This window comes from Pleomorphomonas sp. T1.2MG-36 (assembly GCF_950100655.1).
Taxonomy (GTDB): Bacteria; Pseudomonadota; Alphaproteobacteria; order Rhizobiales; family Pleomorphomonadaceae; genus Pleomorphomonas.
Genome location: NZ_CATNLY010000023.1, coordinates 1 through 23,646, shown reverse-complemented (window position 1 = coordinate 23,646; position 23,646 = coordinate 1). Strand labels below are relative to the sequence as shown.

23 protein-coding genes are annotated in these 23,646 nt (G+C 64.8%); 21 read left to right on the top strand and 2 right to left on the bottom strand.

Annotation, left to right across the window (positions count from 1 at the left end; genetic code table 11):
* Nucleotides 1–234: 234 nt before the first annotated feature.
* The 5 genes from QQZ18_RS11565 to QQZ18_RS11545 all read left to right on the top strand — a co-directional run bounded on the left by QQZ18_RS11565 (nt 235) and on the right by QQZ18_RS11545 (nt 5,535).
* Nucleotides 235–1,380 (top strand): mandelate racemase/muconate lactonizing enzyme family protein, encoded by a 1,146-nt coding sequence (locus QQZ18_RS11565; RefSeq protein WP_284541071.1) that lies wholly within the window; start codon nt 235–237, stop codon nt 1,378–1,380.
* Nucleotides 1,381–1,416: 36 nt separating this feature from the next.
* Nucleotides 1,417–2,367, top strand: coding sequence for an aldo/keto reductase (locus tag QQZ18_RS11560; RefSeq protein WP_284541070.1), 951 nt, complete (start codon nt 1,417–1,419; stop codon nt 2,365–2,367).
* 132 nt (nt 2,368–2,499) lie between these two features.
* Nucleotides 2,500–3,372 (top strand): amidohydrolase family protein, encoded by an 873-nt coding sequence (locus QQZ18_RS11555; RefSeq protein ID WP_284541069.1) that lies wholly within the window; start codon nt 2,500–2,502, stop codon nt 3,370–3,372.
* 25 nt (nt 3,373–3,397) lie between these two features.
* Nucleotides 3,398–4,549, top strand: a complete 1,152-nt coding sequence (gene fucO / locus QQZ18_RS11550) for a lactaldehyde reductase (RefSeq protein WP_284541068.1) — start codon at nt 3,398–3,400, stop codon at nt 4,547–4,549.
* An 86-nt stretch (nt 4,550–4,635) separates the two neighbouring features.
* Nucleotides 4,636–5,535 carry a dihydrodipicolinate synthase family protein gene (locus tag QQZ18_RS11545; RefSeq protein WP_284541067.1) on the top strand — a complete coding sequence of 300 codons (900 nt, stop codon included), beginning with the start codon at nt 4,636–4,638 and terminating at the stop codon, nt 5,533–5,535.
* Nucleotides 5,536–5,593: 58 nt separating this feature from the next.
* Here QQZ18_RS11545 and QQZ18_RS11540 read toward each other — a convergent pair whose 3' ends face one another.
* A complete protein-coding gene (locus QQZ18_RS11540; protein ID WP_284541066.1) occupies nt 5,594–6,676 on the bottom strand; it encodes a LacI family DNA-binding transcriptional regulator in 1,083 nt (360 codons plus the stop codon).
* A gap of 47 nt (nt 6,677–6,723) precedes the next feature.
* Between QQZ18_RS11540 and QQZ18_RS11535 the strand changes: the two genes are divergently transcribed.
* The 9 genes from QQZ18_RS11535 to QQZ18_RS11495 all read left to right on the top strand — a co-directional run bounded on the left by QQZ18_RS11535 (nt 6,724) and on the right by QQZ18_RS11495 (nt 15,173).
* Nucleotides 6,724–6,903: a hypothetical protein gene (locus QQZ18_RS11535; RefSeq protein ID WP_284541065.1), complete on the top strand. Its 180-nt coding sequence runs from the start codon at nt 6,724–6,726 to the stop codon at nt 6,901–6,903.
* Between the two features lie 148 nt (nt 6,904–7,051).
* On the top strand, nt 7,052–7,753 hold the full coding sequence (gene deoC / locus QQZ18_RS11530; protein WP_284541064.1) for a deoxyribose-phosphate aldolase: 702 nt from the start codon (nt 7,052–7,054) through the stop codon (nt 7,751–7,753).
* A gap of 29 nt (nt 7,754–7,782) precedes the next feature.
* Nucleotides 7,783–8,697, top strand: coding sequence for a ribokinase (locus QQZ18_RS11525; protein WP_284541062.1), 915 nt, complete (start codon nt 7,783–7,785; stop codon nt 8,695–8,697).
* Nucleotides 8,698–8,767: 70 nt separating this feature from the next.
* Nucleotides 8,768–9,268 carry a D-ribose pyranase gene (rbsD, locus tag QQZ18_RS11520; protein ID WP_284541061.1) on the top strand — a complete coding sequence of 167 codons (501 nt, stop codon included), beginning with the start codon at nt 8,768–8,770 and terminating at the stop codon, nt 9,266–9,268.
* A 67-nt stretch (nt 9,269–9,335) separates the two neighbouring features.
* Nucleotides 9,336–10,439: a Gfo/Idh/MocA family protein gene (locus QQZ18_RS11515; RefSeq protein ID WP_284541060.1), complete on the top strand. Its 1,104-nt coding sequence runs from the start codon at nt 9,336–9,338 to the stop codon at nt 10,437–10,439.
* Nucleotides 10,440–10,481: 42 nt separating this feature from the next.
* Nucleotides 10,482–11,384 carry a sugar phosphate isomerase/epimerase family protein gene (locus tag QQZ18_RS11510; RefSeq protein ID WP_284541059.1) on the top strand — a complete coding sequence of 301 codons (903 nt, stop codon included), beginning with the start codon at nt 10,482–10,484 and terminating at the stop codon, nt 11,382–11,384.
* A gap of 197 nt (nt 11,385–11,581) precedes the next feature.
* Nucleotides 11,582–12,475 carry an ABC transporter permease gene (locus tag QQZ18_RS11505; RefSeq protein WP_284541058.1) on the top strand — a complete coding sequence of 298 codons (894 nt, stop codon included), beginning with the start codon at nt 11,582–11,584 and terminating at the stop codon, nt 12,473–12,475.
* A gap of 133 nt (nt 12,476–12,608) precedes the next feature.
* On the top strand, nt 12,609–13,610 hold the full coding sequence (locus QQZ18_RS11500) for a sugar ABC transporter substrate-binding protein (protein ID WP_284541057.1): 1,002 nt from the start codon (nt 12,609–12,611) through the stop codon (nt 13,608–13,610).
* A gap of 54 nt (nt 13,611–13,664) precedes the next feature.
* The gene (locus QQZ18_RS11495) at nt 13,665–15,173 is read left to right on the top strand and encodes a sugar ABC transporter ATP-binding protein (RefSeq protein WP_284541056.1); all 1,509 of its coding nucleotides are present in this window, start codon (nt 13,665–13,667) and stop codon (nt 15,171–15,173) included.
* Nucleotides 15,174–15,198: 25 nt separating this feature from the next.
* Here QQZ18_RS11495 and QQZ18_RS11490 read toward each other — a convergent pair whose 3' ends face one another.
* On the bottom strand, nt 15,199–16,209 hold the full coding sequence (locus QQZ18_RS11490) for a LacI family DNA-binding transcriptional regulator (protein ID WP_284541055.1): 1,011 nt from the start codon (nt 16,207–16,209) through the stop codon (nt 15,199–15,201).
* A gap of 180 nt (nt 16,210–16,389) precedes the next feature.
* Here QQZ18_RS11490 and QQZ18_RS11485 point away from each other — a divergent pair, with 180 nt between their 5' ends.
* The 7 genes from QQZ18_RS11485 to QQZ18_RS11455 all read left to right on the top strand — a co-directional run.
* Nucleotides 16,390–17,502: a BMP family ABC transporter substrate-binding protein gene (locus tag QQZ18_RS11485; protein WP_284541054.1), complete on the top strand. Its 1,113-nt coding sequence runs from the start codon at nt 16,390–16,392 to the stop codon at nt 17,500–17,502.
* Nucleotides 17,499–19,058 carry an ABC transporter ATP-binding protein gene (locus tag QQZ18_RS11480; protein ID WP_284541053.1) on the top strand — a complete coding sequence of 520 codons (1,560 nt, stop codon included), beginning with the start codon at nt 17,499–17,501 and terminating at the stop codon, nt 19,056–19,058. Before QQZ18_RS11485 ends, QQZ18_RS11480 begins: the two co-directional genes overlap by 4 nt.
* Entirely contained in the window at nt 19,055–20,122 is a 1,068-nt protein-coding gene (locus tag QQZ18_RS11475) for an ABC transporter permease (protein WP_284541052.1), read from the top strand. Before QQZ18_RS11480 ends, QQZ18_RS11475 begins: the two co-directional genes overlap by 4 nt.
* On the top strand, nt 20,119–21,039 hold the full coding sequence (locus QQZ18_RS11470) for an ABC transporter permease (RefSeq protein ID WP_284541051.1): 921 nt from the start codon (nt 20,119–20,121) through the stop codon (nt 21,037–21,039). Before QQZ18_RS11475 ends, QQZ18_RS11470 begins: the two co-directional genes overlap by 4 nt.
* Before the next feature lie 26 nt (nt 21,040–21,065).
* On the top strand, nt 21,066–22,454 hold the full coding sequence (locus tag QQZ18_RS11465; RefSeq protein ID WP_284541050.1) for an ADP-ribosylglycohydrolase family protein: 1,389 nt from the start codon (nt 21,066–21,068) through the stop codon (nt 22,452–22,454).
* A 237-nt stretch (nt 22,455–22,691) separates the two neighbouring features.
* Nucleotides 22,692–23,441 carry a GntR family transcriptional regulator gene (locus QQZ18_RS11460; protein ID WP_284541049.1) on the top strand — a complete coding sequence of 250 codons (750 nt, stop codon included), beginning with the start codon at nt 22,692–22,694 and terminating at the stop codon, nt 23,439–23,441.
* Between the two features lie 64 nt (nt 23,442–23,505).
* On the top strand, nt 23,506–23,646 hold a 141-nt coding region (locus tag QQZ18_RS11455), incomplete at its 3' end, for a helix-turn-helix domain-containing protein (RefSeq protein ID WP_284541863.1).

The window sequence follows — 23,646 nt, the reverse complement described above, 5'->3', positions numbered from 1 at the left end:
CTCGTCCACCGTCAGCCATCGTGACCACACTCATATCACGTCACTTGAATCGTCAACAACAACAGGACGATCCTTACGAGCCGATCGTCGGCGAGAAGCGACGACGGCTTCATCTACGCGGTCCGACGTACCCCGCAAGGGTTGCCTCTCTGAGTCATCATACATATGATGTATCATGATTGCTGCGGGCGAGACTCTCCTACCATCTTGTCGCTGCACGCGAAAGGAAAAGTCATGAAGATCACCGGCTACCGCAGCCTTACGACCGTTTGCGAATGGAACCGCCCGATTGGCGACGTCAACGGGGTGATCGCATCGGGTGTCACCGAGGTGCCCGTTCTCATACTGGAGACGGATGTCGGTGTTGAGGGTGTCGGCCTCGGCGGTCATGCGGATATCGATCGCATCTTTCCGGCGTTGGAGGGCAATGATCCCCGTGCCGTAACCTCCCTTTACGACAGCATGCAGGCGCACGTCTTCAAAAGCGGCCATTGCGGCAGTGTCTTCGGGGCCATCGGCGTCGCCGACATGGCGCTGTGGGACATCAAGGGCAAGCTTGCCGGCGAACCGGTGTGGCGTCTGCTCGGTGCCTCCGACCGTTTCGTTCCGGGCTATGCCTCGGCTCTCGACGGCGGTCTCGACGACGATGCTCTCCTGGCGCTCTACAAGAGCTGGGCGGAACGGGGATTCTCGGCCGCCAAGCTGAAGGGTGGGCGCGACGTCGATGCCGACATCCGCCGCCTGCTCGCCATCCGGGACGTGCTGTCGGTCAACAGCCGCAAGCCTGCCCTGATGTTCGACGCCAACGAAGCCTGGTCCCGCAAGCAGGCCGTTCGCCATGTCTCGGCCATCGAAGAGCGCATCGATCTCACCTGGATCGAGGAGCCCGTCCGCCGGTGGGACGTGGATGGTCATCGCGCGGTGACCGAAGGCGTTCGCGCCTCCGTCGCCTCCGGCGAGAATTTGACGGGTCTGGAGCAGTTCCGGCCTTTCGTCGCGGCGGCGGCCATCGACATTCTCCAGACCGGCAGTTGCTGGGGCATCACCCATTTTCTGCGCGTCGCCAATCTTGCGCGCGCCTTCGACCTGCCGATCAGTCCGGTCGGCTACAACGGCAATCCCGTGTCGCACGCCGCCGCCTCGGTCTCCAACCACATCGCTCACGAAATCCAGAACCTTGAGGCGCCCTTCGGCATCGCGCTCGACCAGGAGATCGAGAGCGGCGGCATTCGGCTCGGCGACGATCCGGGGCTGGGCATCCGCGTCGACGAAGCAGCCATCGGGGCTCGCCAGTGCAGCGGAGCCTGGACGGTCCCGCAGGGGCCGCACGTCAGGCCGGAGCGAGCCGGGCTGCGGCTCGTTCCCGACGGCGAGGAATAGGTCCAAAACGAAATCACATCGAGGAGAGAGAAGACAATGAAGCGCCATGATCTGGGGAGAACCGGAATTCGCGTTCCGGCCTTGGCGATGGGAGCCGCGTCGCTCGGCAGCATCTATCATCCGGTATCGCAGGACGAGGCGGACGCCACGGTGGCGGCGGCTCTGGAATGCGAGCTCAACTATTTCGACGTCGCTCCCTACTATGGCCTGACGACGGCCGAGACGGCCCTCGGCAAGGCGCTGAAAGGCTTCGATCGCAAGAGCTACACGCTCGCCACCAAGATCGGCCGCTACGGCGATCAGGATTGGGATTTCTCCGCCGACGCGACCAAGCGCTCCATCGAGGCCAGCCTCGGGCGCCTGGGCACCGATCATATCGACGTCATCCAGTGTCACGACATCGAATATGGCAACATGGATCAGCTCAGGAACGAGGCCCTTCCGACGCTGCGCAAGCTCAAGGAAGAGGGCGTTGTCCGCTTCGTCGGCATAACGGGCTATCGCCTCGATATCATCGAGAAAGTCGCTCTCGAAGAGAAGATCGATACGGTGATGGCCTACTGCACCTACACCTTGCAGGATCGCCGTCTGGCGCCGGTGGCCGAGCGCCTCGCCGCCGCGGGAATCGGCGTGCTCAATGCCAGCCCGCTCGGAATGGGGCTGCTGACCACGCGCGGTGCACCGTCTTGGCATCCTGGCAACGAGCGCGTTTTCGAACTGGTGGCGGCGGCGGCGCGCCTTTGTACGCTCGCGGGCACCGACATCTCCGAGCTGGCGATGCGCTTCGCGCTGACGACGGGTGAAAGGCACGGGATCGCCACCACCGTGGTCGGCACGGCAAACGCCCGCAATGTCAGGGAAAACGCCCGCTGGGCCGATAGCGCACCCGATGCCGACCTGCTCAGGCAGGTGGAGGCGATCCTGGTTCCCGTGATGGACGCTGGTTGGGACGTTTTGCCCGGCAACGGCGGCAAGGCCGGCGGCTGACCGCTATGAAGCATCCGCCTCGCCGCCCATCCGGTCGGCGATTGGCGGCTGCCCGCCCAAATGCCCGAAGCGATGTCCTGCCATCGGTCAGGACAGCACGCCTCCGGCCGAGATCGTCCCGGAGGGACTTCCATGCTTCCTATCATCGATGCCCATCTGCACCTCTGGGATACGGCTGACATCGTGCCGCCCTGGCTTCCCGAAGCTCCTTCGCTTCTGCGGACCTTCACTCTGGATGACTGGTTGGCTTCGGCTGGTTCCTCCGACGGCGGATGGCAGCTTGCACGCGCCATTTACGTGGAGATCGACGCGGCGCCGGAAGACAAGCCGCGCGAGAACCGCCAGATCCTCGAACGCATCAGAAAAGGCGACGGCCCATTGGCCGGCGCGGTCATTGCGGCCGATCTCCTCGCTCGGGATGTGCGCGGTGAACTGGCGCCCTGGCTCGGCGATCCGGGCCTCAAGGGCATCCGGCACGTGCTCCACACGCCAGCCAGCCCGGCGGGAACCTGCCTCAAGCCGGACCTCATAGCCAATATCAAGCGTCTCGGAGAGTTGGACCTCGCGTTCGACGCCTGCATGCGCCCAGGCGAGCTCGGCGATCTCGCGGCCTTGGCCGAGGCCGCCCCAGAGACGCGGATCATACTCGACCACTGCGGCAATCCCGGTTCCGCCTTTCTTGGCGAAGGGCCGGAGAGCTCCAGGCTGGCGGTCTGGTGTGCCGGCCTTTCCCGATTGGGCGACTGCCCCAACGTGGTGTGCAAACTCTCGGGCCTGGACCTCGGCCCGAACAGGGAGACGGTCCGGCGCGGCGTGGACTTCCTGTTCGACGTCTTTGGCGAAGATCGGCTGATTTGGGCGTCGAACTACCCCGTTTGCGAACTCGGCACGCCTCTACGGCCGTGGCTCGACGCCGTCCATGATGCCGTCGCTCCGCGCGGAGAAGCTGCCCTCATGAAGGTTTTCGCGCTCAACGCGGCTCGCGTTTACCGGATCGCCGGCTGATCCGCCCGCAACAAGGAGAAATCCAATGTCCCATCGCATGATTCTCAACGAGACGTCCTATTTCGGCGCCGGCGCTCGCGCCGAGCTGGTGGGCGAGGTGAAGCGCCGTGGCTACAAGAAGGCGTTGGTGGTCACCGACGCGGTGCTGGTGAAGGCCGGCACGGTGGCCAAGGTGACCAACCTGATGGACGCGGCCGGCCTCGCCTACGAGCTGTTCGACAAGGTGATGCCCAACCCGACCATCGGCGTCGTCAAGGAAGGCGTCGCCGCCTTCGCCAAGGCCAAGGCCGACTATCTCGTCGCCATCGGCGGCGGCTCGCCGCAGGATACCGCCAAGGCGATCGGCATCATCACCAACAACCCCGAATTCTCCGACGTGCGCAGCCTCGAAGGCGTCGCCCCCACCAAAAAGCCGTCGGTGCCGATCATCGCGCTGGCCACCACCGCCGGTACCGCCGCCGAGGTGACCATCAACTACGTCATCACCGACGAGGAGAAGCGCCGCAAGTTCGTCTGCGTCGACCCGCATGACATTCCTGTGGTCGCCATCATCGACAGCGAGCTGATGGCCTCCATGCCGACGCCGCTCAAGGCCGCCACCGGCATGGACGCGCTGACGCACGCCATCGAAGGCTACATCACCAAGGGCGCCTGGGAGCTGTCCGACGCGCTGCACATCAAGGCGATCGAGATCATCGGCCGGTCGCTGCGCGCCTCCTGCGCGGGCGATGCCAAGGGCGTCGAGGATATGGCGCTCGGCCAGTATGTGGCCGGCATGGGCTTCTCCAACGTCGGTCTCGGCCTGGTTCACGGCATGGCCCACCCGCTCGGGGCCTTCTACAACACGCCGCACGGCGTCGCCAACGCGGTGCTCTTGCCGACGCTGATGGCCTACAACGCCGACTACACGGGCGAGAAGTACCGGGCGATCGCCGCCGCCCTCGGCGTCAAGGGCACCGAGGCCATGCCGATCACCGAGGCGCGCAAGGCGGCGGTGGCAGCGGTGGAGACGCTTTCGAAGGACGTCGGCATTCCGGCCAAGCTCTCGGACGTCGGCGTCAAGGCCGAGGACATTCCTGCGCTCGCAGAGGCGGCCTTCGCCGACGTCTGCACCGGCGGCAATCCGCGCGATACCAACGTGGCGGAAATCGAGGCACTCTACAGGTCGATCCTCTGAGACGAGCTGAGTCCCCTGCTTTTCCCGAAGGGCGCGGTCGCCGACTGGCCGCGCCCTTGACCATGAACCAGAGAGGAGATGGTCTGTTGTCACTCTTTCACGGCGTAATTCCCCCGGTCGTCACCCTGTTTACCGATGACGGCAAGTTCGATCGCCAAGGTCAGGGCCGCCTGATCGATCGCCTCGTCGACAGCGGCGTGCATGGCCTGTTCTTTCTCGGCAGTGCCGGTGAAACGGCCCACATGTCGGCCGAAATGCGCCTGGAGATCGCCGAGTTCTGTCTCGACAAGGTCGCCGGCCGCCTGCCGACCCTGATCGGTATCTCGTGGCCCAGCACCAGGGAGACCATCCGGTTCGGCCTCCATGCCAAGGCCCATGGCGCCGATGGCGTGGTGGCGATCAATCCCTATTACGCGGCCTTGTCCGAGGCGAACATCTACCGCTATTTCCGCGATACGGCGGAGGCGGTCGAACTGCCGCTGATGATCTACAACTTCCCCGGCGTCACCAAGCAGGATCTGTCGCCCGATCTCCTGAAGCGCCTGGCGGTCGATTGTCCGGTCATCGCCGGCCTCAAGGACACGGTCGACACCCTGAGCCATATCCGCCGGTCGATCCATGTCATCAAGGATGCCCGTCCGGACTTCCTGGTGTTCGCCGGTTATGACGAATACCTCTACGGAACGATGATCATGGGCGGTGACGGCGTCGTTCCGGCTTCGGCCAACTTCGCGCCGGAGCTGACGGTGGGCATCTACGAGGCCTATCGGAAGGGCGACCATGCCACGGCGGTGGCGCTGCAGCAGCGGCTCGTGCACATCCCCAACCTCTACGCCATCGAGAATCCGTTCTACGCGGTGGTGAAGGAGGCCATGCGTCTCACCGGCCAGGATATTTCCGGCGCGGTTCTGCCGCCGGCGGCCCCCATCGACCCGGCGAACAAGCCGGTGGTCGAAGCTGCGCTTCGGAGAGCAGGTCTTCTCTGAGAGCATGAACGGACGGCGATGCCGGCTGGTCGCTCGGCGTCGCCGTCCGTTTTTTATTCTAGAGGTCCTCGAAGTCGGCGGGAATGTTCTCGCTGAACACCGGCAGGACCGGCAGCGGCGACAAGGGCGGCAGCACGTCCCCGCGCACGGCGGCGATCAGGCGCTGAACCGACAGTCGGGCCAGAGAGTCCGGATTCTGATCGATCGCCACGTCCATCACCCCAGAGAGCAGAAGACGCCGCGTGTGCTCGGACAGATCGTGCCCGACGAAGACGATCTCGCCGGCTCGGCCCGACTCGCTGAGCGCCTGTCCGATGCCGCGATTGCCGGCGCCGATGTTGTAGAGCCCCACGAGGTCGGGCAGATCCGCCAGCACCGCCTTGGCCTCGGCATAGGCGCGGGTTGGGTCGTCCTGAATCTCGCGGTGCACGGCGATGGCGAGATTGGGAAAGCGCTCCTGCAGGATATGGCGGAACCCCATCTCGCGCTCTTCATGTCCCCTGTAGGCCAATGCGCCGGCGAACAGCGCCACCGATCCCGACCGCTTGCCGACGAAACGGCCGAGCAGATGCCCGGCGAGCCGCCCCGCGGTGCGATTGTCGATTCCCACATAGCCGGCCGTCGCCACGTTGGAGATGTCGGAGACGAGCGTGAGGACCGGAACGCCCGAGCGCACCACGCTGCGAATGGCCTCCCGTACCGTTGGGTGGTCAATGCCGATGACCCCGATGCCTTCCGATTTGCCTACCAGCCCGGAAAGGACTTGGGCCAGCGCCTCGGAGTCGAATCCCTTGATGGAGCGTACGCGGGCCTCGACGCCCTCCTTCTGCGCGGCGCGGACGATGCCGGTCGCCAGCATGGTCATGAAGGTGTTGGCGCCCCCGGGCAGCACGAAGTCGAGTACCGCCGGGCGGGCCGATATCGCGGGCGGCGTATCGGCATTGGCTTCGATCGCGATGGCCGGCTTCTGCAGGCCGGCTTCCTCTTCCGTGAGGTAGCCAAGGGCGACGGCGGTTGACAGAACCTGCGTTCGCGTCCGCTCCTTGACCCCGTCCCGGCCGTTCAGCACGCGGTCGACCGTCGTCTTGGAGACCTTGGCCTTGGCGGCGATGTCGGTCAGCGTGGCTCGTCTGTTGTCCAATTCCACCCCCGAAGGTTCCGCGCAAGGCATGCCCCGGGCGAACCTGAATGATGTCCGAAGCCTGCGCTTTGCCTGTGGGCGGCGAGCAACGGCGGTGGTTGCCTCAGCCTTTAGGCTTAGTGGCTTTCACCGGCATTTTCCAATTCGGCAGCTTTGACAACGCGTTGCCGCTCAAGCCGACGGATCGTGACATAGCATCAAAAAGCACCATTTTGCAACACCCATGATTCCATAATTGACACCATTTAACGTCGAATATAGACGTCTTTTCCGGAAGGATTTTGGTCCTTTCTGGAATTTGAGTTTCAAAACGCATCATTCAGTCCAGGGGTTGCGCTTGGCGCTCCTCATTGAGGGCTGCGCAAGGAGAGCCAGATGATCGACTTCAACGATCCCAAGCAGGTCGCGAAGGCAATTCAGTTCACCAACGTCAACCCCGACCTCACCCGCGAAGGCCTGCTGAAGCATCTGGAGATCTGCCAGAAGTATGGTTTTGACGCCGCGATGATCGGCCCCTGCTGGGTGAAGCTTGCCAAGGACGTGCTGAAGGGCACCGGCGTGCGCGTTGCCACCACCTGCAACTTCCCGATCGCCAACGACACCACTGCCATGAAGGTCGCCGTCGTTCGTGAGCTGGCCAAGGAAGGTGCCGACGAATTCGACTTCCCGCCCAACCCCGGCTTCCTGCTCGGCGGAATGGAGAAGGAGTATTTCGAGGAACTGAAGGCCGTCACCGAGGCTGCCCATGAGGGCGGCATGAAGGTCAAGGCCATGCTTGAGTTCGGCTACATCACCACCGAAGAGCTGAAGATCAAGGCGACCCGCTACGCCTGCGAGGCCGGGATCGACTGGGTGAAGCAGTCGAGCGGCTGGGGCAAGGGCGGCTGTGCCGCCACGGAAGAGGACGTGCGCATCCTCAAGGCCAACATCAAGGCGCCGTGCCGCGTCAAGGTGTCCGGCAAGGTCAACACCATCGAGAAGATGAAGGCGATGTTCGAAGCCGGCGCCGAACTGGTCGGCACCAGCTCCGGTCCGGAAATCGTCGAGAGCCGCGTCGGCGACCTGGCGAACTACTGAGTTGGCATAAGAGGCAAGGGAGGACAGCCATGTCTGTTGTCGTCATCGGCAGTTATGCCAAGGCGCTGGTCATCACCGCCGATCGTATCCCCGGAGAGGGCGAGACGCTTCTCGGCAGTGACTATCGTGAAACCTATGGCGGCAAGGGGTCGGACATGGCTGTCCAGGCTGCCCGTCTCGGTGCTTCCGTCGCGTATGTGGGTGTCGTCGGCGACGACACCCATGGCCGCGAGTTCACCGAGCTGATGCGGTCCGAGAAGATCGACGTCACCGGTCTGCGGGTCGACCCCGGCAAGCCGACCGGCGTCGGCATCATCATCAAGGACACGCGCGGCCACAACGCCATCGTTGTCGACATGGGCGCCAACGGCTTGTTCGGAAAGGCGGACGTCGATGCGTCGGAGCCGATCCTCAAGGGCGCCAAAGTGGCGCTGGCGCAGCTCGAAATTCCCTTGGAAACGGCTCTCTATGGCCTCGCCAAGGCAAAGGCGACGGGGGCGGTCACCATCCTCAACCCGGCACCGGCCCGCGACTTGCGCAACGCCGATCTTTCGGCCGTCGACATCGTCACGCCGAACGAGACCGAAGCGCGCATCGTCGCCGGCCTGCCGCCGGAGGCGGACGTGCCGTTGTCGGATATTGCCGCCATCCTGCTGGATCGGGGCTGCCGTGCCGTGGTGATGACGCTGGGTGACGCCGGCGCCCGGGTCTTCACCCGTGAAGGCTCGACCGCCATCGCCCCGTGTCCGGTCGACGTCGTCGACAGCAACGGCGCCGGGGACAGCTTCAACGCCGGCCTTGCCGTGGCTCTGTCGGAGGGCAAGTCCCTGCCGGATGCGGCGCGCTTTGCCAACGCCGTTGCCGGTCTTTGCTGTACCCGCTGGGAGACCGTTCCTTCCTATCACAATCGCAATGAGGTGGACGCGTTCCTGGCCGCCCAGTGAAGCCGCTAAGTGAACGTGCCCGATAACTGGAGGCGGGGCGCCGCGAGGTGCTCTGTCGGGAGAAAGACAAATGAGACCAGGACGCATCATCCACCCGGCCTTGGCCGAGGCGATCGCCACGCTCGGGCACACCGACATCGTGATGGTCACCGACGCCGGCTTCCCGATTCCGCCGGACGCCAACCGCATCGATCTCGGCTTCTGGGAAGGAATTCCCGATGTTCGCGACATCCTGCGGGTCATCGTCGGCGAGGCCTTCTTCGAAGAGGTCCACTTCGCTACCGAAGTCCGCGATTGCCACCCCTCGCTCTATGCCGATGTCCAGAAGATCTTCACCGGTTCCGGCGCGGCCCTCAAGGGAACGACCCACGAGACGCTGTGCGGCGATTTCGCCCATCGGGCCAAGGTCGTCATCCGCTCGGGTTCCTTCGAGCCTTGGGCCAACTTCGCCCTTGTCGCCAGCACCGACCCCTTTGCCTGGTTCACCGCGAACTCGGGTGTGAAGCCGCTGCCGGCCTATGTCGAGCGCCGCGCCCGCATGACCGCCAAGGAGGTGCCGGTTCTCGGTTGAACCGCGCCACGAACGAGACGCGGAGCCGGTGGAGGCCGGCTCCGACACTGAAAGGGAGGAGACCTGCATGACCTTGGACATCGATCTCGACTTCGGGATCACTCCGAAGATGCCGCGTGACCGTTCGATGCGTATCGGCTGCATCGGTTCCGGCTTCATCATGAACGACTGCCATCTGGAAGCTTATGGGCAGGTCGGCTTCAATCCCTACGCCATTGCCTCCCGCAATCGCGCGCACGCCGAGGCCGCAGCCACTCGCCATGGCATCGGCGTCGTCTACGATAGCTGGCAGGACCTTGTCGCCGACCCGCAGGTCGAGATTCTCGACATTGCCATCCCACCGGATCTGCAGGTGGACGTCATTCGCGCGGCGGCTCGGCAGGCCTCGCATATTCGGGGCATCCAGGCGCAGAAGCCGCTGGCCATGTCGCTCGACGATGCGCGCGAGGCGGTGAAGATCGCTGCTGACGCCGGCATCGCCCTCTCGGTCAACTCCAACATGCGTTACGACCAGTCGATGCGGGCGCTGAAATCGGTGCTTGATCGCGGCTGGCTCGGTGAGCCCGTGTTGGCCACCATCGAGATGCGAGCCATCCCCCATTGGCAGGATTTCCTGCACAAGTATCGCCGGGTCGAGCTCATCAACATGGGCATCCACCACATCGATGCCTTCCGCTTCCTGTTCGGAGATCCGGAGAAGATCACCTGCCTCGCCCGCCGCGATCCCAGGACGAAGTTCGATCATATCGACGGCATCACCCAGTACACGTTCCAGTATGCGAACGGTGTGATGGCGACCAGCCTGGATGACGTCTGGACCGGCCCCAAGGGCGAAAGCGACGACGACATCTACATCCGCTGGCGCGTCGAGGGGACCGAGGGACTGGCGAAGGGCAGCATCGGCTGGCCCAAATACCCGGCGCGTACGCCTTCGACCTTCGCCTTCACCACCAAGCGCACGCCCAAGGCCTGGATCTCGCCCAGTTGGGATGCCGTGTGGTTCCCGGACGCCTTTGCCGGCCCGATGGCCCAATTGATGTGCGCCATCGAGGACGGCACCGAACCGGAGCTGTCGGGACGCGACAACCTCAGGACGCTCGCGTGCGTCGAGGCCTGCTACCGGTCCATCGCCGAGGAGCGGACGGTACGCTTCGACGAATTCGATCTCTGATCAACGACGCCGCCAAGTTATGGCGAAAAGGGAGGAAACCACATGATCCCCGTTGGCATTTTCACCGGCTATTTCCCCTATGCTCTCGCTGAGACCATTTCCAAGCTGAAGGGGCATGGCTTCAGCACCGTTCAGCTCGATCTGGCCTTCAAGGACATCGACTTCACGCCGGGCACGGTGACCAAGGACAAGTGCCACAAGGTGCGCGACGCCTTCCGCGACGCCAACCTGCCGATCAGCTGCATTTCCGGCTACACCAACATCATCCATCCGGACCTTGACGAGCGCCGTCGCCGGTTGGATGCGCTGAAGGAGATCATCCGTCACGCCCGCGATCTCGGCACGCCTTACGTCATCTCCGAAACCGGCACCTACAACACGGAGAGCGACTGGGTCCATGACCCGAAAAACAAGACCGAGGAGGGCTACGAGACCTGCGTCAAGGTGATCGAGGAGCTCGCCCAGGAAGCCTATGACCACGGCGCCGTGTTCCTGGTCGAGAACTACGTCAACAACGTCATCGGTTCGGTGCGCGAGCTGCAACGGCTGTTCGCCGACGTGCCGCATCCCGGTCTCGGCCTGCTGATGGATCCGACGAACTATTTCGACGACGCCCATATCGGTCACATCGACGAGACGCTGAACGAGATCTTCGACGCGCTCGGCCCGAAGATCCGCATCGCCCATGCCAAGGATTGCAAGCGCGCCGAAAACGCCGCCGAGAAGCACGCCCACATCGACGCGTCCGAAGCCCACACGTTCCGGGGCGCCGGCGCGGTCGAACTGCCGGCTCCCGGCCTCGGCTCGCTCAACTACGAGCTCTACCTGAAGCGTCTTGCCGTCCTGCATCCCAACATGCCCCTGATCATCGAGCACCTTGATGAAGCCGACGTCCCCCGCGCCAAGCGCTTCGTCGACGGGGTGCTGCGCAAGATCGGCGCCTGAGCAGGGCGAGCATGCCGACCGGTTGAGCCAGCAGCCGGTCGGCCCGAAATCAAAAAAAGTGATCGGCCAACACGGCGGACGTCGGGAGGAGAACGACGAACGCCTGATTGCGCCCTGCTGCTCGGGAGGAGCCCGTGACCGCTATGTCCGCCTTTGTTCAATCCTTGCGAGGAAGACGCGAGACTGCCGTCTTTCTCATGTTGATCCTCGTCTTTCTGGGCCTCTCTTTCGCCAGCGAGTTCTTTCTGACCTCGCGCAACCTTGCCAACGTCGGGCGCCAGATCTCCGTCGTCGGCATCGTTTCGCTCGGCCAGGCCTTGGTCATCATCGCCGGTGGCATCGACCTTTCGGTCGGCTCGATCATCGGATTGAGTGCCGTGCTGGCGGCGCTGGCCACGGCCACCACCGGCTCGCCCCTGCTGGGTTTGATCACCGCGCTGGCGGTCGGAACGCTGGTTGGCGCCGTCAATGGCCTGCTGGTCACCAGGGCGCGCATCAATCCGTTCATCACAACGCTCGGCACGCTCTCGGTCGCGCGGGGCGCGGCACTCCTCGCCACCAACGGCTCGCCGGTGCGCTTCGACAACTGGGTGGCATGGCTCGGCTATGGCCGCATTGCCGGCGTTCCGGTGCAGTTCATTCTGCTGGTCGTCCTGTTCCTGGCCGTCTGGTTCTTTGCCGCCCGCACCCGCTGGGGCCGCAACATCTACGCCGTTGGCGACAATGCCCGCGCCGCGCGTCTCGCCGGTGTCGACGTGAAAGGTACCCGTGTCGCCGTCTTCGTCATCTGCGGCGCACTCGCCGGCCTGGGCGGCCTGCTGCTCGGCGGCATGCTGACCAACGCCAACCCCAGCCTCGGGCTCGGTTATGAGCTCGACGTGATCGCCGCGGTCATCCTGGGCGGCGTGGCCATGAGCGGCGGTCGGGGCTCGATCCCCGGCGTGGTGGTCGGCGCGGCACTGATGGGCCTGCTGCGCAACGCTTTCGTGCTGCTCAACGTCTCGGGGTACTGGCAGACGATCACCATTGGCCTGGTGGTGATCCTGGCGGTGGGCGCGGACAGCTTCACCCGGCGCAGCGCCGACGACTGAGACTGAAATCGTCTCGACATTCCAATGATATGCGGATTGGCGCTCCAGAGGGAGGAGCCCATACGGACGCCAGTCTCAAGACGCGGCCAACGAGCCGCCGCGGGTTGCCCCGCACAACCGGAGGACCAAGGAAATGACTGCTTTTCGCAAGGGAACGCTTGTAGCCGCGCTCGCTGGCGCCATGGCACTGGGAACCGTGGCTTCGGCCTTCGCCGACGACACGGCGCTTCCCGCCGACGCCGTTGCCTTCGGCGCCTCGGTAAAGGCCGAGGGAGCCGCGCCCGAACCGCTCAGGATCGCCGTGCTCAGCTATCAGGGGACCGCCTTCTGGGAGGCGGCCGATGTCGGCATCGCCGCCGCCCAGGCCTATCTGAAGCCGCTTGGCACGACTGTCGACTACATTCAGCTCGGGACCTCGCTGACGCCGGAAATCATGGTGGCTGGCCTCGATGGCGCGCTGGCCAAGCAGTATCAGGGCATCGCCGCGCCGACCATTTTTGACGGCACCGTCTCCAAGGTCGACGAAGCGGTGAACGAGGGCGTTCCGGTGATCGCCTTCATCGCCGACTCGGCCGAACGCTCGAAGCGCACCGTCGGCATGGGGACGCTCGCCTATGATGCCGGCAAGTCTGCGGGCGAGTTCATGCTGAAGCAGTTGCAGGGCAAGGGAAAGATCGCCGTCATCACCGGCTATCTCGGTGCCGCCCAGCACAACGACCGTATGAACGGCGCGCTCGACCTCATCAAGAAGGAAGCGCCGGACGTCGCCATCATCGGTCCTTACGAAAACAAGGACGACGACGCCACCGCCTACACCATCACTTCGGATGCCATCACCTCGAACGCCGACCTGACCCTCGTCTACGTCACGGCCGGCGGATCGGAAGGAGCCGCCAAGGCCGTTCGCGATGCCGGTATGACCGGCAAGGTCGGTGTCGTCGCCTACGACGATCTGCCCTCCAAGCAGCAGTACAAGGATGGTGGCGAGATGCTCGCGCTGGTCGACCAGTCGCCGGCCCGCCAGACCTTCGACAGCCTGGTGATGCTGCACAACATGCTGGCCTTCAAGACCGAGTATCCGGCGGACGTGGTCGTGCCGTCCCGCATCGCCCTGGGCAAGGGCGCCCGCCAGTGATGGCAGGCCGGCGGCCACCGCGGCCGCCGGCCGCTTCCGGGAGGAGTTGGGGTGATGCAACAGATCGATCAGGATACGGCGGTGCTCGCCATTCGTCATCTTGCCAAGGCGTTCGGCAGCGTTCAGGTGCTCGAAGACATCAATCTCGAGCTCAAGGGCGGCGAAATCGTCGCCTTGATGGGTGAGAACGGGGCCGGCAAGTCGACGCTTCTCAACATCGTCTCGGGATCCTTTCCAGCCGATGGCGGCGACATGGTCTTCATCGGCTCGCCTTCGTCCTGGTCGGGGCCGAAGGCGGCCCTCGATGCCGGCATAGCCGTCGTTCATCAGGAGCTGTCGGTCATCCGGGCGCTGACCGTGGCCGAGAACATGTTCCTCGGCGATTATTGCAGCCGTCGCGGCATCGTCGACCGAAAGGAAATGCATCGCCGGGCAACCGCGCTGCTGGCCGAGATCGATGCATCCCACATCCGGCCCGACGCACCGATGGACAGCCTCAGGATCGCCGACCAGCAGGCCGTCGAAATCGCCAAGGCCTTGCGACGCGACCTCAAGCTTCTGTTGCTGGACGAGCCCACCAGTTCGCTGACGCCGCACGAAGTGCGCGGCCTGTTCACGCTGCTGAGGCGCCTCAGGGACCGGGGCGTCGCCATCGTCTTCATCAGCCATCGCATCGAGGAAGCCCTGGATCTCTGCGACCGCATCGTCGTGTTGCGCGACGGCCGCCTGATCAGCAACACACCGTCGGCCGACACCGATCGCAGCCGCATCGTCGCCGACATGGCCGGTCGGCAAGTGCCCACCGGTGCATCCCGTCCCGATGGCGGCACCGACGAAGTCGTCTTGCGGGCATCGGAGCTGAGCGACGGCGGCCTCGTGCGGGGTGCCTCCTTCGAACTCCGGCGAGGCGAGATTCTCGGCCTGTTCGGTCTCGTCGGAGCGGGGCGCACCGAGGTTCTGGAGATGATCTACGGCCTGCGGCCCATCGTCGAGGGCCGCATCGAGCGCGAAGGAGCGCCTTACCGGCCGCAGTCGCCGCAAGCTTCCATCCGGGACGGCGTGGCGCTTCTTCCCGAAGGCCGCAAGTTCAACGGCATCCTGCCGTTTCGGCCGATCCAGGAAAACGTCTCGATCTCGGCGCTGCCGCGGCTCGGCCGGTTCGGAATTCTCGATGTCGCCGCCGAAGGCGCCGTGATGGCCAAGGCCGCTCGCGAGTTCGGTATCGTCATGCACGATGCCGGGCAGCCGATCTCGACACTCTCCGGCGGCAATCAGCAGAAGTGCATTCTTGCCCGCTGTCTTTCGGTCGGGCCGCGCATTCTCTTGCTCGACGAGCCGACGCATGGCGTCGACGTGCGCACCAAGGAGCAGGTCTACGAGATCATTCGCCGGCTTGCCGACGACGGGATGTCGATCATCGTCGCGTCATCCGACATGCTCGAGCTGTTCCAGATCGCCTCGCGCATCCTCGTGCTGTCCAACGGCCGCGTCGGCGGTCTGCACAAGGTGGGAGAAACCACGCCGGTCGACCTGATGCGCGATGCGTTCCGGCACCTGAACTGAGGCGCCGCCGCTCGGCGATGCCGGCTCAAAGGGGGCGGTCGGACTGCGGCTGTGTCGAACCGCGCTCGACGAGCGAGACCGGCAGGGTGATGTTGGAGATCTCGGCATCCGGCGCGTCAAGACGGCGGACCAGGAGGTCGACGGCGTCTCGGCCCAACTGGCCGAGCGGCTGCCGTACGGTCGTCAGGTTGAGAAGCGGCCAGCCCGACCATTGCATGTCGTCGAACCCCATGACCGACATGTCTTCCGGCACGCGGATGCGCATTTGCCGCAGGGCGCTGAGTGCGGTCATGGCGATCAGATCGTTGACGCAGACGACCAGCGACACGTCGCGCCGGCCCAGGGCGTCGAAGGCGTCCGATGGGAGACTGGGAACCAGCGGGACCTCGATGTCCCAGACGATGTCGAGGCGGCCCTGTGCCGCTTCGATGAAGCCCTCGTGCCGCTCGCGGCTGCTGTAGAGGCTTTGCAGCCCCGAGAGCAGTCCGATGCGGCGGTGGCCGAGGCCGATGGCGTGCTCGGCGAGCAAGCGCCCGCCGCCGCGATGGTCGGCATAGACGGAGTCCATCCCGTCCATCGGCTGGTCGATGACGATCAGGGGCAAGGCCCGACGGTCCGATGCGGCTCGTGGCGAAGCAAGAACGGCAATGGCACCATCGACGCCGTGGTCGGCCAGCATGCGGATAGCCTCGGCCTCCCGGGTAGCGGTCTGCAGCCCGGAATCGATGACGAAGGTGGCAAAGCCGTGCTCTTCTGCGCGCTGCTGCACCGCCTGGGCGATTTCCGGGAACACCGGGCTGAGCAGCGAGGGCATGATGCAGCCGATGACGTTGTTGCGTCCGGTCTTCAAGGCACGAGCCACCCGGTTGCGGCTGTAGCCCAGCTCGCGCGCCACCCGGCGCACATGCGCATCGACCTCCGGCGTCACCTTGTTGAGGTTGTTGAGAACATAGGAAACCGTCGCTTGCGACACGCCTGCCGCCTTCGCCACGTCCTTGATCGTTGGAGTTCTCTCGCCGGACTTTTCCGCCGCCATCGCGCCACTCAGAAACTACCCAATTTGGTTTAATCGTGTAAATCCAGCCTTGACAAGATCGCCGATATTAAGAAATCTCCGTTTACACGTTTAAATGAGGCGCTTCACTGGCGACCCGGCAACGGCACGACGGTTCGTCAGCGCAGGGGATGCGCGTGTCGTCACTAAGAAGGGGAAATCATGATCCGTTTCGAGACGAGGCGATCCGCCTTGCGCGCCGGTCTGGCGCTCGCCGCTGCCGGCTTTCTGAGCGTCGTCACCGTCGCCGAGGCCTCGGCTGCCGACAAGATTCTGCTCATCATCAATGGAGCCCTCGGCGACAAGTCGTTCTTTGACTCCGCCAACCATGGCATCGAGCTGATCAAGGCCAAGTATGCCGACAAGGTCGAAACCCGCGTTCTCGAAATCGGCGACGACGCGACCAAGTGGGAACCGGCGCTGCTCGACGCCTCTGAGCAGGACTGGAACCTGATCATCCTCGGAACCTATTCGATCTCGGAAACGCTGGCCGAGGTTGCCAAGCAGTATCCGGACAAGAAGTACATCCTGTTCGATGCCTCGGTTCCCTATGAGGACGGCGGCTACGACAACGTCTATTCGATTTCCTACAAGCAGAACGAAGGCTCGTATCTCGGTGGCGTTTACAACGCCGAGCTCTTGAAGTCGGGCAAGCTCAAGGGCGATATCGGCTCTTCGCTGGGCTTCCTCGGCGGCATGGACATCCCGGTCATCAACGATTTCCTGGTCGGCTACATCGCCGGCGCCAAGTCGGTGACGCCGGACATCAAGGTGGCCGTCTCCTACGTCGGCTCGTTCACTGACGCCGCCAAGGGCAAGGAACTCGGTCTGGCTCAATACCGCGCCGGCGTCGGCATCGGCTTCACCGCCGCGTCCCAGGCCGGTCTGGGGCAGCTGTCGGCCGCCAAGGAGACGGGCAGGTATGTGCTCGGCGTCGATTCCGACCAGGAAGCCATCTTTGCCGGCAGCGATCCGGCCATCGCCTCTCAGGTGGTCAGCTCGGTGCTGAAGAACGTCGATGTCAGCCTGTTGCAGGCCTATGACAAGTATGTTGCGGGCGAACTGAAGTTCGGGTCCGTCGAAAGCCTCGGCCTGGCCGAAGGCGCCGTCGGTCTGGTCGAAAGCGGCAACTACGAGAAGCATGCCACGCCGGAGCTCCTTGCGGCCATCAAGACGGCAAAGGAAAAGATCGCCAGTGGCGAGATTGAAGTGCCAAGCGCCTTCGGCATGTCCAGCGACGATCTCAACGCCCTGCGCAACTCCGTGAAGCCATGACAGATCGACGCGACGATGGGGAGCGAGCCGGCGGGCCAGCGCCCGTCGTCGCGTTCGACCATATTTCAAAAACCTACGCCAACGGCACCGTGGCGCTCCGCGACGTGTCCTTCTCGATTCCCGCGCGGACCATTCATGCCATTTGCGGCGAGAACGGCGCCGGCAAATCGACGCTGATGAAGATCCTGTTCGGCCTCGAAGGGCCGACGGCCGGGCAGGTCTTGCTCGATGGCCAGCCGGTATCGACCGCCACGCGCGATTTTGCTGGGCGCCACGGTATCGGCATGGTGCATCAGCACTTCTCGCTCATTCCGACCTTGTCGGTGACCGAGAACATCATCCTCGGTCATGAGCCCAAGAAGGGCGTCTTGATCGATCGTGCCGCCGCCCGCGCCAAAGTCGAAGCGCTGTCGCAAAGATATGGCCTTGCCGTCGATCCCGACGCCATCACCGGGCGGCTGCCGGTTGCCGCCCAGCAAAAGGTGGAAATTCTGAAGGCGCTGTCGCTCGACACCCGGGTCCTCATCCTCGATGAGCCGACGGCCGTCCTGTCTCCTCCCGAGATCAACGAGCTGTTCAACAGGCTGCGTGATCTCAGGGACCACGGCATCACCATTCTGTTCATCTCGCACAAGCTCAACGAGGTGCGCAGCCTTGCCGAGTCGGTGACGGTCCTGCGGGCCGGCCAGGTGGCTGGCGCCGCTCGCCTCGCCGACGTGCCCGACAACATGATCATGCAGATGGTGATGGGGCGCCCGGTGGAGATCACGCGCCGAGAGCCGCGCCAGGTGACCGGCGAGCCGCTGCTCGCCATGTCCGGCGTGAGCCTCGCCTCGCGTGATCCGGCCGACCGGTTGCGAGACATCGACCTCGTCATTCATCCCGGCGAGATCGTCGGCGTTGCCGGTGTCGACGGCAGCGGCCAGCGCGGGCTGGTGTCGCTGGTCACCGGGGCCGCTCGACCGGGGGCGGGCTCGATAAGCTTCGATGGCGAGGACATGGCCGCCGCGTCGACCGCGCGCTGGCGGGCTCGCGGCATGGCGCATCTTCCCTCCGACCGCTTTACCCAGGGCGGCGTGCCGGCCCTGACGCTGATCGAAAACGCCATCGCCGGTACCGACGGCGACCGGCGCTTTCAGCGCGGTCCCTTTCTTCGCAGCGGGGCCATCTCCGAGGCCGTCGCGGGCATGGTCGAAGACTACTCGGTTCGGGCCCTGTCGATCGGCGAAAGGCTCGACTCGCTATCGGGCGGCAACGTGCAGAAGCTGATCGCCGCGCGCGAGCTGGCGACCGAGCCGCGTTTCCTGATCGCCGACCAGCCGACGCGCGGTATCGACGTCGCCGCCGCCGCCTTCATCCACAAACGCATCGTCGACGCTGCCGAACGCGGCGCAGCGGTGCTGCTCGTCACGGCCGATCTCGACGAACTCCTGCGGTTGTCCGATCGGGTCGTTGTGATGTTCGGCGGCCAGATTACCGCCGTGCTCGCCAACGAAGCGCACCTGACGCCGGAACGGCTCGGTCCCTTTATGCTCGGCCTGGAGGATATGCCATGAACCGAGCCTTTCTGGCCGGCCTCGTCCGCTTTGCGATAACGCTGGCGGTCATCGGCGCGGTGCTCCTGGCGGTCCTGATTCCTTTCGCCTTGCCGCACGAACATCCCGGCACGGTGATCGCAGCCTTTCTGTTCGGGCCGCTGTCGAGTCTCCGGCATCTTGGCAACGTCGCCGAGTATGCGACACCCATTGCGTTCACCGGCCTTGCCGCCACGGTGGTGTTCCGCTCCGGTCTGTTCAATCTGGGCATCGAGAGCGGCGTCTTTCTGGGCGGCCTCGCCGCCACCACGGCGGCGCTGCTGCTGCCGTCCTTCGGACCGTTCACGCCGCTTGTCGCCATCTTGGTCGGCGCCGTCGTCGGCAGCATATCCTGCATCGTGCCCGGCGAACTTCGCCTTCGCTGGGAAGCGCCGGAAATGGTGACCTCGCTGGTGCTCAACTTTGCCATCCTTTACGCTGGCGTGTTCTTCCTCAACTACTACCTGCGCGATCCGGCCGCCGGCTCGCTGATGTCCTACCGCATCCCCGCCGACGCCAAGCTTGACCGCCTGCTGGCGGGAACGCGGCTCAACTCGGGTGCCATCGTGGCGCTGGTCGCCTGTCTCGCCGGCGGCGTCTGGCTCTATTTCACGCGCTCCGGCCTCAACCTGCGGATCGTTGGGCAAGGACCGGTCTTCGCCTCGCATCTCGGCCTGCCGTCCCGGCGGATCATCATGCAGGCGCAGATCGTCGGGGGCATGATTGCCGGCATGGCCGGCGCCATCCAGGTGCTGGGGCTTTATCCGCGCTTTTCGTGGACGCAGCTGCCCGGGCTCGGCTGGACGGGCATCATCATCGCCATTCTGGCTCGGGAGAATCCTTTCTACGTCGTACCTGCCGCCCTGTTCCTGGGCTATCTGCAGGTCGGCGGCGACTTTCTGGCCCGCGATATCGGCATCCCGAGCGAAGTGGTCGGCCTGATCACGGCCGCCATCATGCTCGCCGTCACGGCGACCGCCATTTTCCAACATCCCGCCGTGCTTCGGCTGATCCGTCGGATACGGCAGGTGGAGGCCGCGCGATGACCGGTCTTCTCAACATCGTCGCCGATCCCGCGACCTTCGCAACGGTGCTGCGCGTCATGACGCCGCTGCTGATCGCCGCGCTCGGCATCCTGATCTCCGATCGTGCCGGGGTGTTCAACCTCGGCATGGAGGGCATGATGCTGACCGGCGCGCTTGTCGGCGTCCTGGTCAGTGCCTGGACCGGCAGCGCATGGCTCGGACTGCTGGCCGCGGTCGTCGCCGGGGGACTGATGGGCGCGCTGATGGCATTCGCCGTGAATACCCTTGGCGCCAATCTGATTATCACCGGCATCGCGATGAACCTCGCGGCCTCCTCGGGGACGACGCTCGGCCTGTTTTTCGCCACCGGCGACAAGGGCATGTCCGGCGCCCTCAAGAGCGGCGTCATGCCCTCCATCGAGCTGCCTCTCTTGGGCAGCATCCCTGTCATCGGGCCGTTTGTGTCGGGGCATAACGTGCTCACCTACGGCGCCCTTTTGGCCGTGCCGCTGGTCAGCCTGATGATGGCGAGAACGGCGTTCGGCTTGCGCATCCGCGCCGTCGGCGTCGATCCGAAGGCGGCCGCCACCGTCGGCATCTCCGTGAAGCTCATTCAGCTCAAGGCGCTCATCCTCTCGGGCGTGCTCGGCGGCATCGCCGGCGCCTATCTGTCGATGGGCTACGTCTCCTGGTTTGCCCAGGACATGACGGCCGGGCGCGGCTTCATCGCCATCGCCATCGAAGTGATGGGCATGGGCACGGCCTGGGGCACGCTCGCCGCCACCGTCGTCATCGCCATCGCCGAGACGCTGGCCATCACCATGCAGACGCTCGGGTTGCCGAACGAACTGATGCAGATGATTCCCTACGTGGTGCCGATCGTCATTCTGACCATCTGGACCGCCCGCGGCCGCGCCAAGCGCGCCGCCCTCAAGTAATCCACCAAGAACCGATGGGAAATGCCATGAAAGCCTGGGAAGTGACGCGCGATCTCCTGCGACAGACGATGCCGGTCGTCCGCAGCAAGGAGGAACAGACCTGGGATGCCAGCGCTGCCATGGCCGGACAGGACTTCCTGCTCTCCCTGTTCTGGAAGAGCAACGTACCGGGTTCGGCCGCGCCCGAGAACCTGATGGCGGCGGCGCTGCAGTCGCTGGAGAACAAGGGTTACGTTCTGGCTCCCTATTCGGAGCTTCTCAGCGAAGGGCTTGAGGCGCTCGCTGCCGGCGACTTCGAACGCCTCTACACCATCGACATGCGTCTGCGCGTGCTGATGCGGGCGGCCCGGCCGGATCCCAACCACCCGTCGCAGAAAACGGTCCGGCACGCCTCATGGTCCGAGTTCGAGCGCACGGTCGCCTGGCCGGCCGATGTCGGGCCGGCCTATGACGACGCCGAACTCCGGGACCGCCTGGCCGCCGGCTGGCTCGGCCAACTGGTGGGAGCGGCCGCCGGCACGGCTCTCGAAGGCTATTCGGCTGAAAATCTGCTCAAGGTGTTCGGGCCCATCCGCTCCTATGTCCGCGAGCCCAACACCTACAACGACGACATCACCTTCGAGATCGCCTTCCTCGAAGCCTATGGCGCCGAAGGGCCGAGCGTCACTGGCGCCGACATTTGCGAGCGCTGGGCCAGCCTCATCCCGACGGCCTGGTCGGCCGAGGCGATCGCGCTGTCCAGCATGCGCCGGGGGCTGTTGCCGCCGGAGACCGCGACGACCGACAACCCGTTTGACGAGTGGATCGGCGCCCAGATGCGCGGCATCATTTGCGGCATGGTCGTGCCCGGTCGGGCGCGCGAGGCTGCGCGCCTCGCCTGGATGGACGCCGAGGTTTCGCACGCCGGCAACGGCATCCTCGGCGAGGTGTTCAATGCCGTGCTGGCCGCACGCGCCTTTGTCGAGCCGGACGTCCGCTCGTTGCTGACATCGACCATCGCGCTGTTCAGCACCGACACCGAGTATGGCGCCGTGCTCGACTTTGCTTTGAAGGCTTGCGAGGCGGCGTCCGACTGGCGCGATGCCTGGGCCGTCTGCGATGCCCGCTATGTCGAGTACAACTGGATTCACGCCTACCCGAATGCCGCCGCCGAGGTGATCGCCCTTTATTTCGGCAAGGGGGACTTCGACCTCACCCTGGAGATCGTCTGCGGCATCGGTCACGACGTCGACTGCAATGCGGCACAGATCCTCGGCGTGTTGGCCATCGCCAAGGGGAGGGCGGTGATCGCCGATCGCTGGTCGGCGCCGCTCCTGGCCGACGACATCGTCACCTACATGCGGCGGCCGGCCAAGATCTCCTTCGATGCGCTGGTCGATCAGACCCTCGACGCCGTCGTCAAGTGGCGGAAATAGTCGCATCCCACTGGAAATCGGCGCGCGGATAGGGGGCTTCCTATCCGCGACCATCTTGGACACTGCCTCGAAAGGGGCAGTGTTTTTGTTTGCGTCGATCTCGGCCGGAGGCAGTGCCCTCGACGATGGTCGCTTCTTGCCTCGGTGCTGGCAGGCGGGACGAACTCGGCCATACGCTCTGGTCAAATACTTGTACGTGTTGTAAATCTCGTCCGTACGAACGGACCACCAGGTATCATGGAAGCCATCAACCGCACGTCCGCCGAGCCCTACTATCAGCAGCTTAGCCGCATCATCGAGCAGCGCATCCGATCCAATGAGTTGTCACCCGGCGCGCGCCTGCCGTCGGAGAGCGATCTCTGCCGTACGTTCGATCTGTCTCGGTCCACGGTTCGCGAGACGCTGCGCGCGTTGCAGGAGCAGGGGCTGATCAGGATGATCCCCCGGCGCGGGGCCTTCGTCGCGGAGAAAAGCCAGGGCGACTGGATGTTGCAGGTGACGCGCGGCTTCTTCGAGTCGGAGGTGGACGGGACCAGGGCGGTCGACACCACCGTCTTCCGGAGCGGACTGGAGCCGCTGCCGCGCGAGGCGAGCGATGCCCTCGGCCTCGAGCCGGGCGCCGCTGGTTTCATTCTCGAACGGTTGCGCTGTCTCGACGGCCGTCCGGCCGTCTACTCCACCAACTTCATGCCGCCGGAAGTCGGGGCGGCGCTGGCCGGCACCGACGTGCTGCGGGGCACTCAGTCGCTCAACCAGACGCTTCGGGCAGCCGGGTATCAGATTTCCAGCGCGCGCCGCGAGGTGGCCGCCGTCGGTGCGCCGGAGCTGCCCGCCCGCTTCCTCGGCCTCGATGTGCGCGCCCCCGTGCTGCTGATCCGCTCGGTGTCGCGCGGGCCGGATGGTCGCCCGTTCGATTATTACTGGTCTTATGCCCGGTCCGACGTCGTCAAGATCGCCGTCGAGGCGCAGGCCATGGAAGGCGAGTGAGCCCTAGGTGTTTGATCCCAGGCTTTGATGGTGCATTATTTTCCCAAGCTTGGAGGGATGCACTATGGGCCAGGTTCTACACGGCAGCGCCACAACGACAGAGGCAGTCCGTCGAGCGATACAGCATAGTCAAGAGAGCCTGAGAGCGTTGGCCAAGCGCTACGGGATCAATCAAAAGACCGTGGCGAAATGGAAGAAGAGGACC

Coding starts and splice junctions, on each gene's coding strand:
- deoC (WP_284541064.1), top strand. CDS start 7,052: ATGATCGACTTCAACGATCCCAAGCAGGTCGCGAAGGCAATTCAGTTC.
- fucO (WP_284541068.1), top strand. CDS start 3,398: ATGTCCCATCGCATGATTCTCAACGAGACGTCCTATTTCGGCGCCGGC.
- QQZ18_RS11475 (WP_284541052.1), top strand. CDS start 19,055: ATGAACCGAGCCTTTCTGGCCGGCCTCGTCCGCTTTGCGATAACGCTG.
- QQZ18_RS11525 (WP_284541062.1), top strand. CDS start 7,783: ATGTCTGTTGTCGTCATCGGCAGTTATGCCAAGGCGCTGGTCATCACC.
- QQZ18_RS11515 (WP_284541060.1), top strand. CDS start 9,336: ATGACCTTGGACATCGATCTCGACTTCGGGATCACTCCGAAGATGCCG.
- QQZ18_RS11495 (WP_284541056.1), top strand. CDS start 13,665: ATGCAACAGATCGATCAGGATACGGCGGTGCTCGCCATTCGTCATCTT.
- QQZ18_RS11505 (WP_284541058.1), top strand. CDS start 11,582: ATGTTGATCCTCGTCTTTCTGGGCCTCTCTTTCGCCAGCGAGTTCTTT.
- rbsD (WP_284541061.1), top strand. CDS start 8,768: ATGAGACCAGGACGCATCATCCACCCGGCCTTGGCCGAGGCGATCGCC.
- QQZ18_RS11560 (WP_284541070.1), top strand. CDS start 1,417: ATGAAGCGCCATGATCTGGGGAGAACCGGAATTCGCGTTCCGGCCTTG.
- QQZ18_RS11500 (WP_284541057.1), top strand. CDS start 12,609: ATGACTGCTTTTCGCAAGGGAACGCTTGTAGCCGCGCTCGCTGGCGCC.
- QQZ18_RS11470 (WP_284541051.1), top strand. CDS start 20,119: ATGACCGGTCTTCTCAACATCGTCGCCGATCCCGCGACCTTCGCAACG.
- QQZ18_RS11465 (WP_284541050.1), top strand. CDS start 21,066: ATGAAAGCCTGGGAAGTGACGCGCGATCTCCTGCGACAGACGATGCCG.
- QQZ18_RS11510 (WP_284541059.1), top strand. CDS start 10,482: ATGATCCCCGTTGGCATTTTCACCGGCTATTTCCCCTATGCTCTCGCT.
- QQZ18_RS11460 (WP_284541049.1), top strand. CDS start 22,692: ATGGAAGCCATCAACCGCACGTCCGCCGAGCCCTACTATCAGCAGCTT.
- QQZ18_RS11565 (WP_284541071.1), top strand. CDS start 235: ATGAAGATCACCGGCTACCGCAGCCTTACGACCGTTTGCGAATGGAAC.
- QQZ18_RS11480 (WP_284541053.1), top strand. CDS start 17,499: ATGACAGATCGACGCGACGATGGGGAGCGAGCCGGCGGGCCAGCGCCC.
- QQZ18_RS11535 (WP_284541065.1), top strand. CDS start 6,724: ATGATGTCCGAAGCCTGCGCTTTGCCTGTGGGCGGCGAGCAACGGCGG.
- QQZ18_RS11555 (WP_284541069.1), top strand. CDS start 2,500: ATGCTTCCTATCATCGATGCCCATCTGCACCTCTGGGATACGGCTGAC.
- QQZ18_RS11490 (WP_284541055.1), bottom strand. CDS start 16,209: ATGGCGGCGGAAAAGTCCGGCGAGAGAACTCCAACGATCAAGGACGTG.
- QQZ18_RS11485 (WP_284541054.1), top strand. CDS start 16,390: ATGATCCGTTTCGAGACGAGGCGATCCGCCTTGCGCGCCGGTCTGGCG.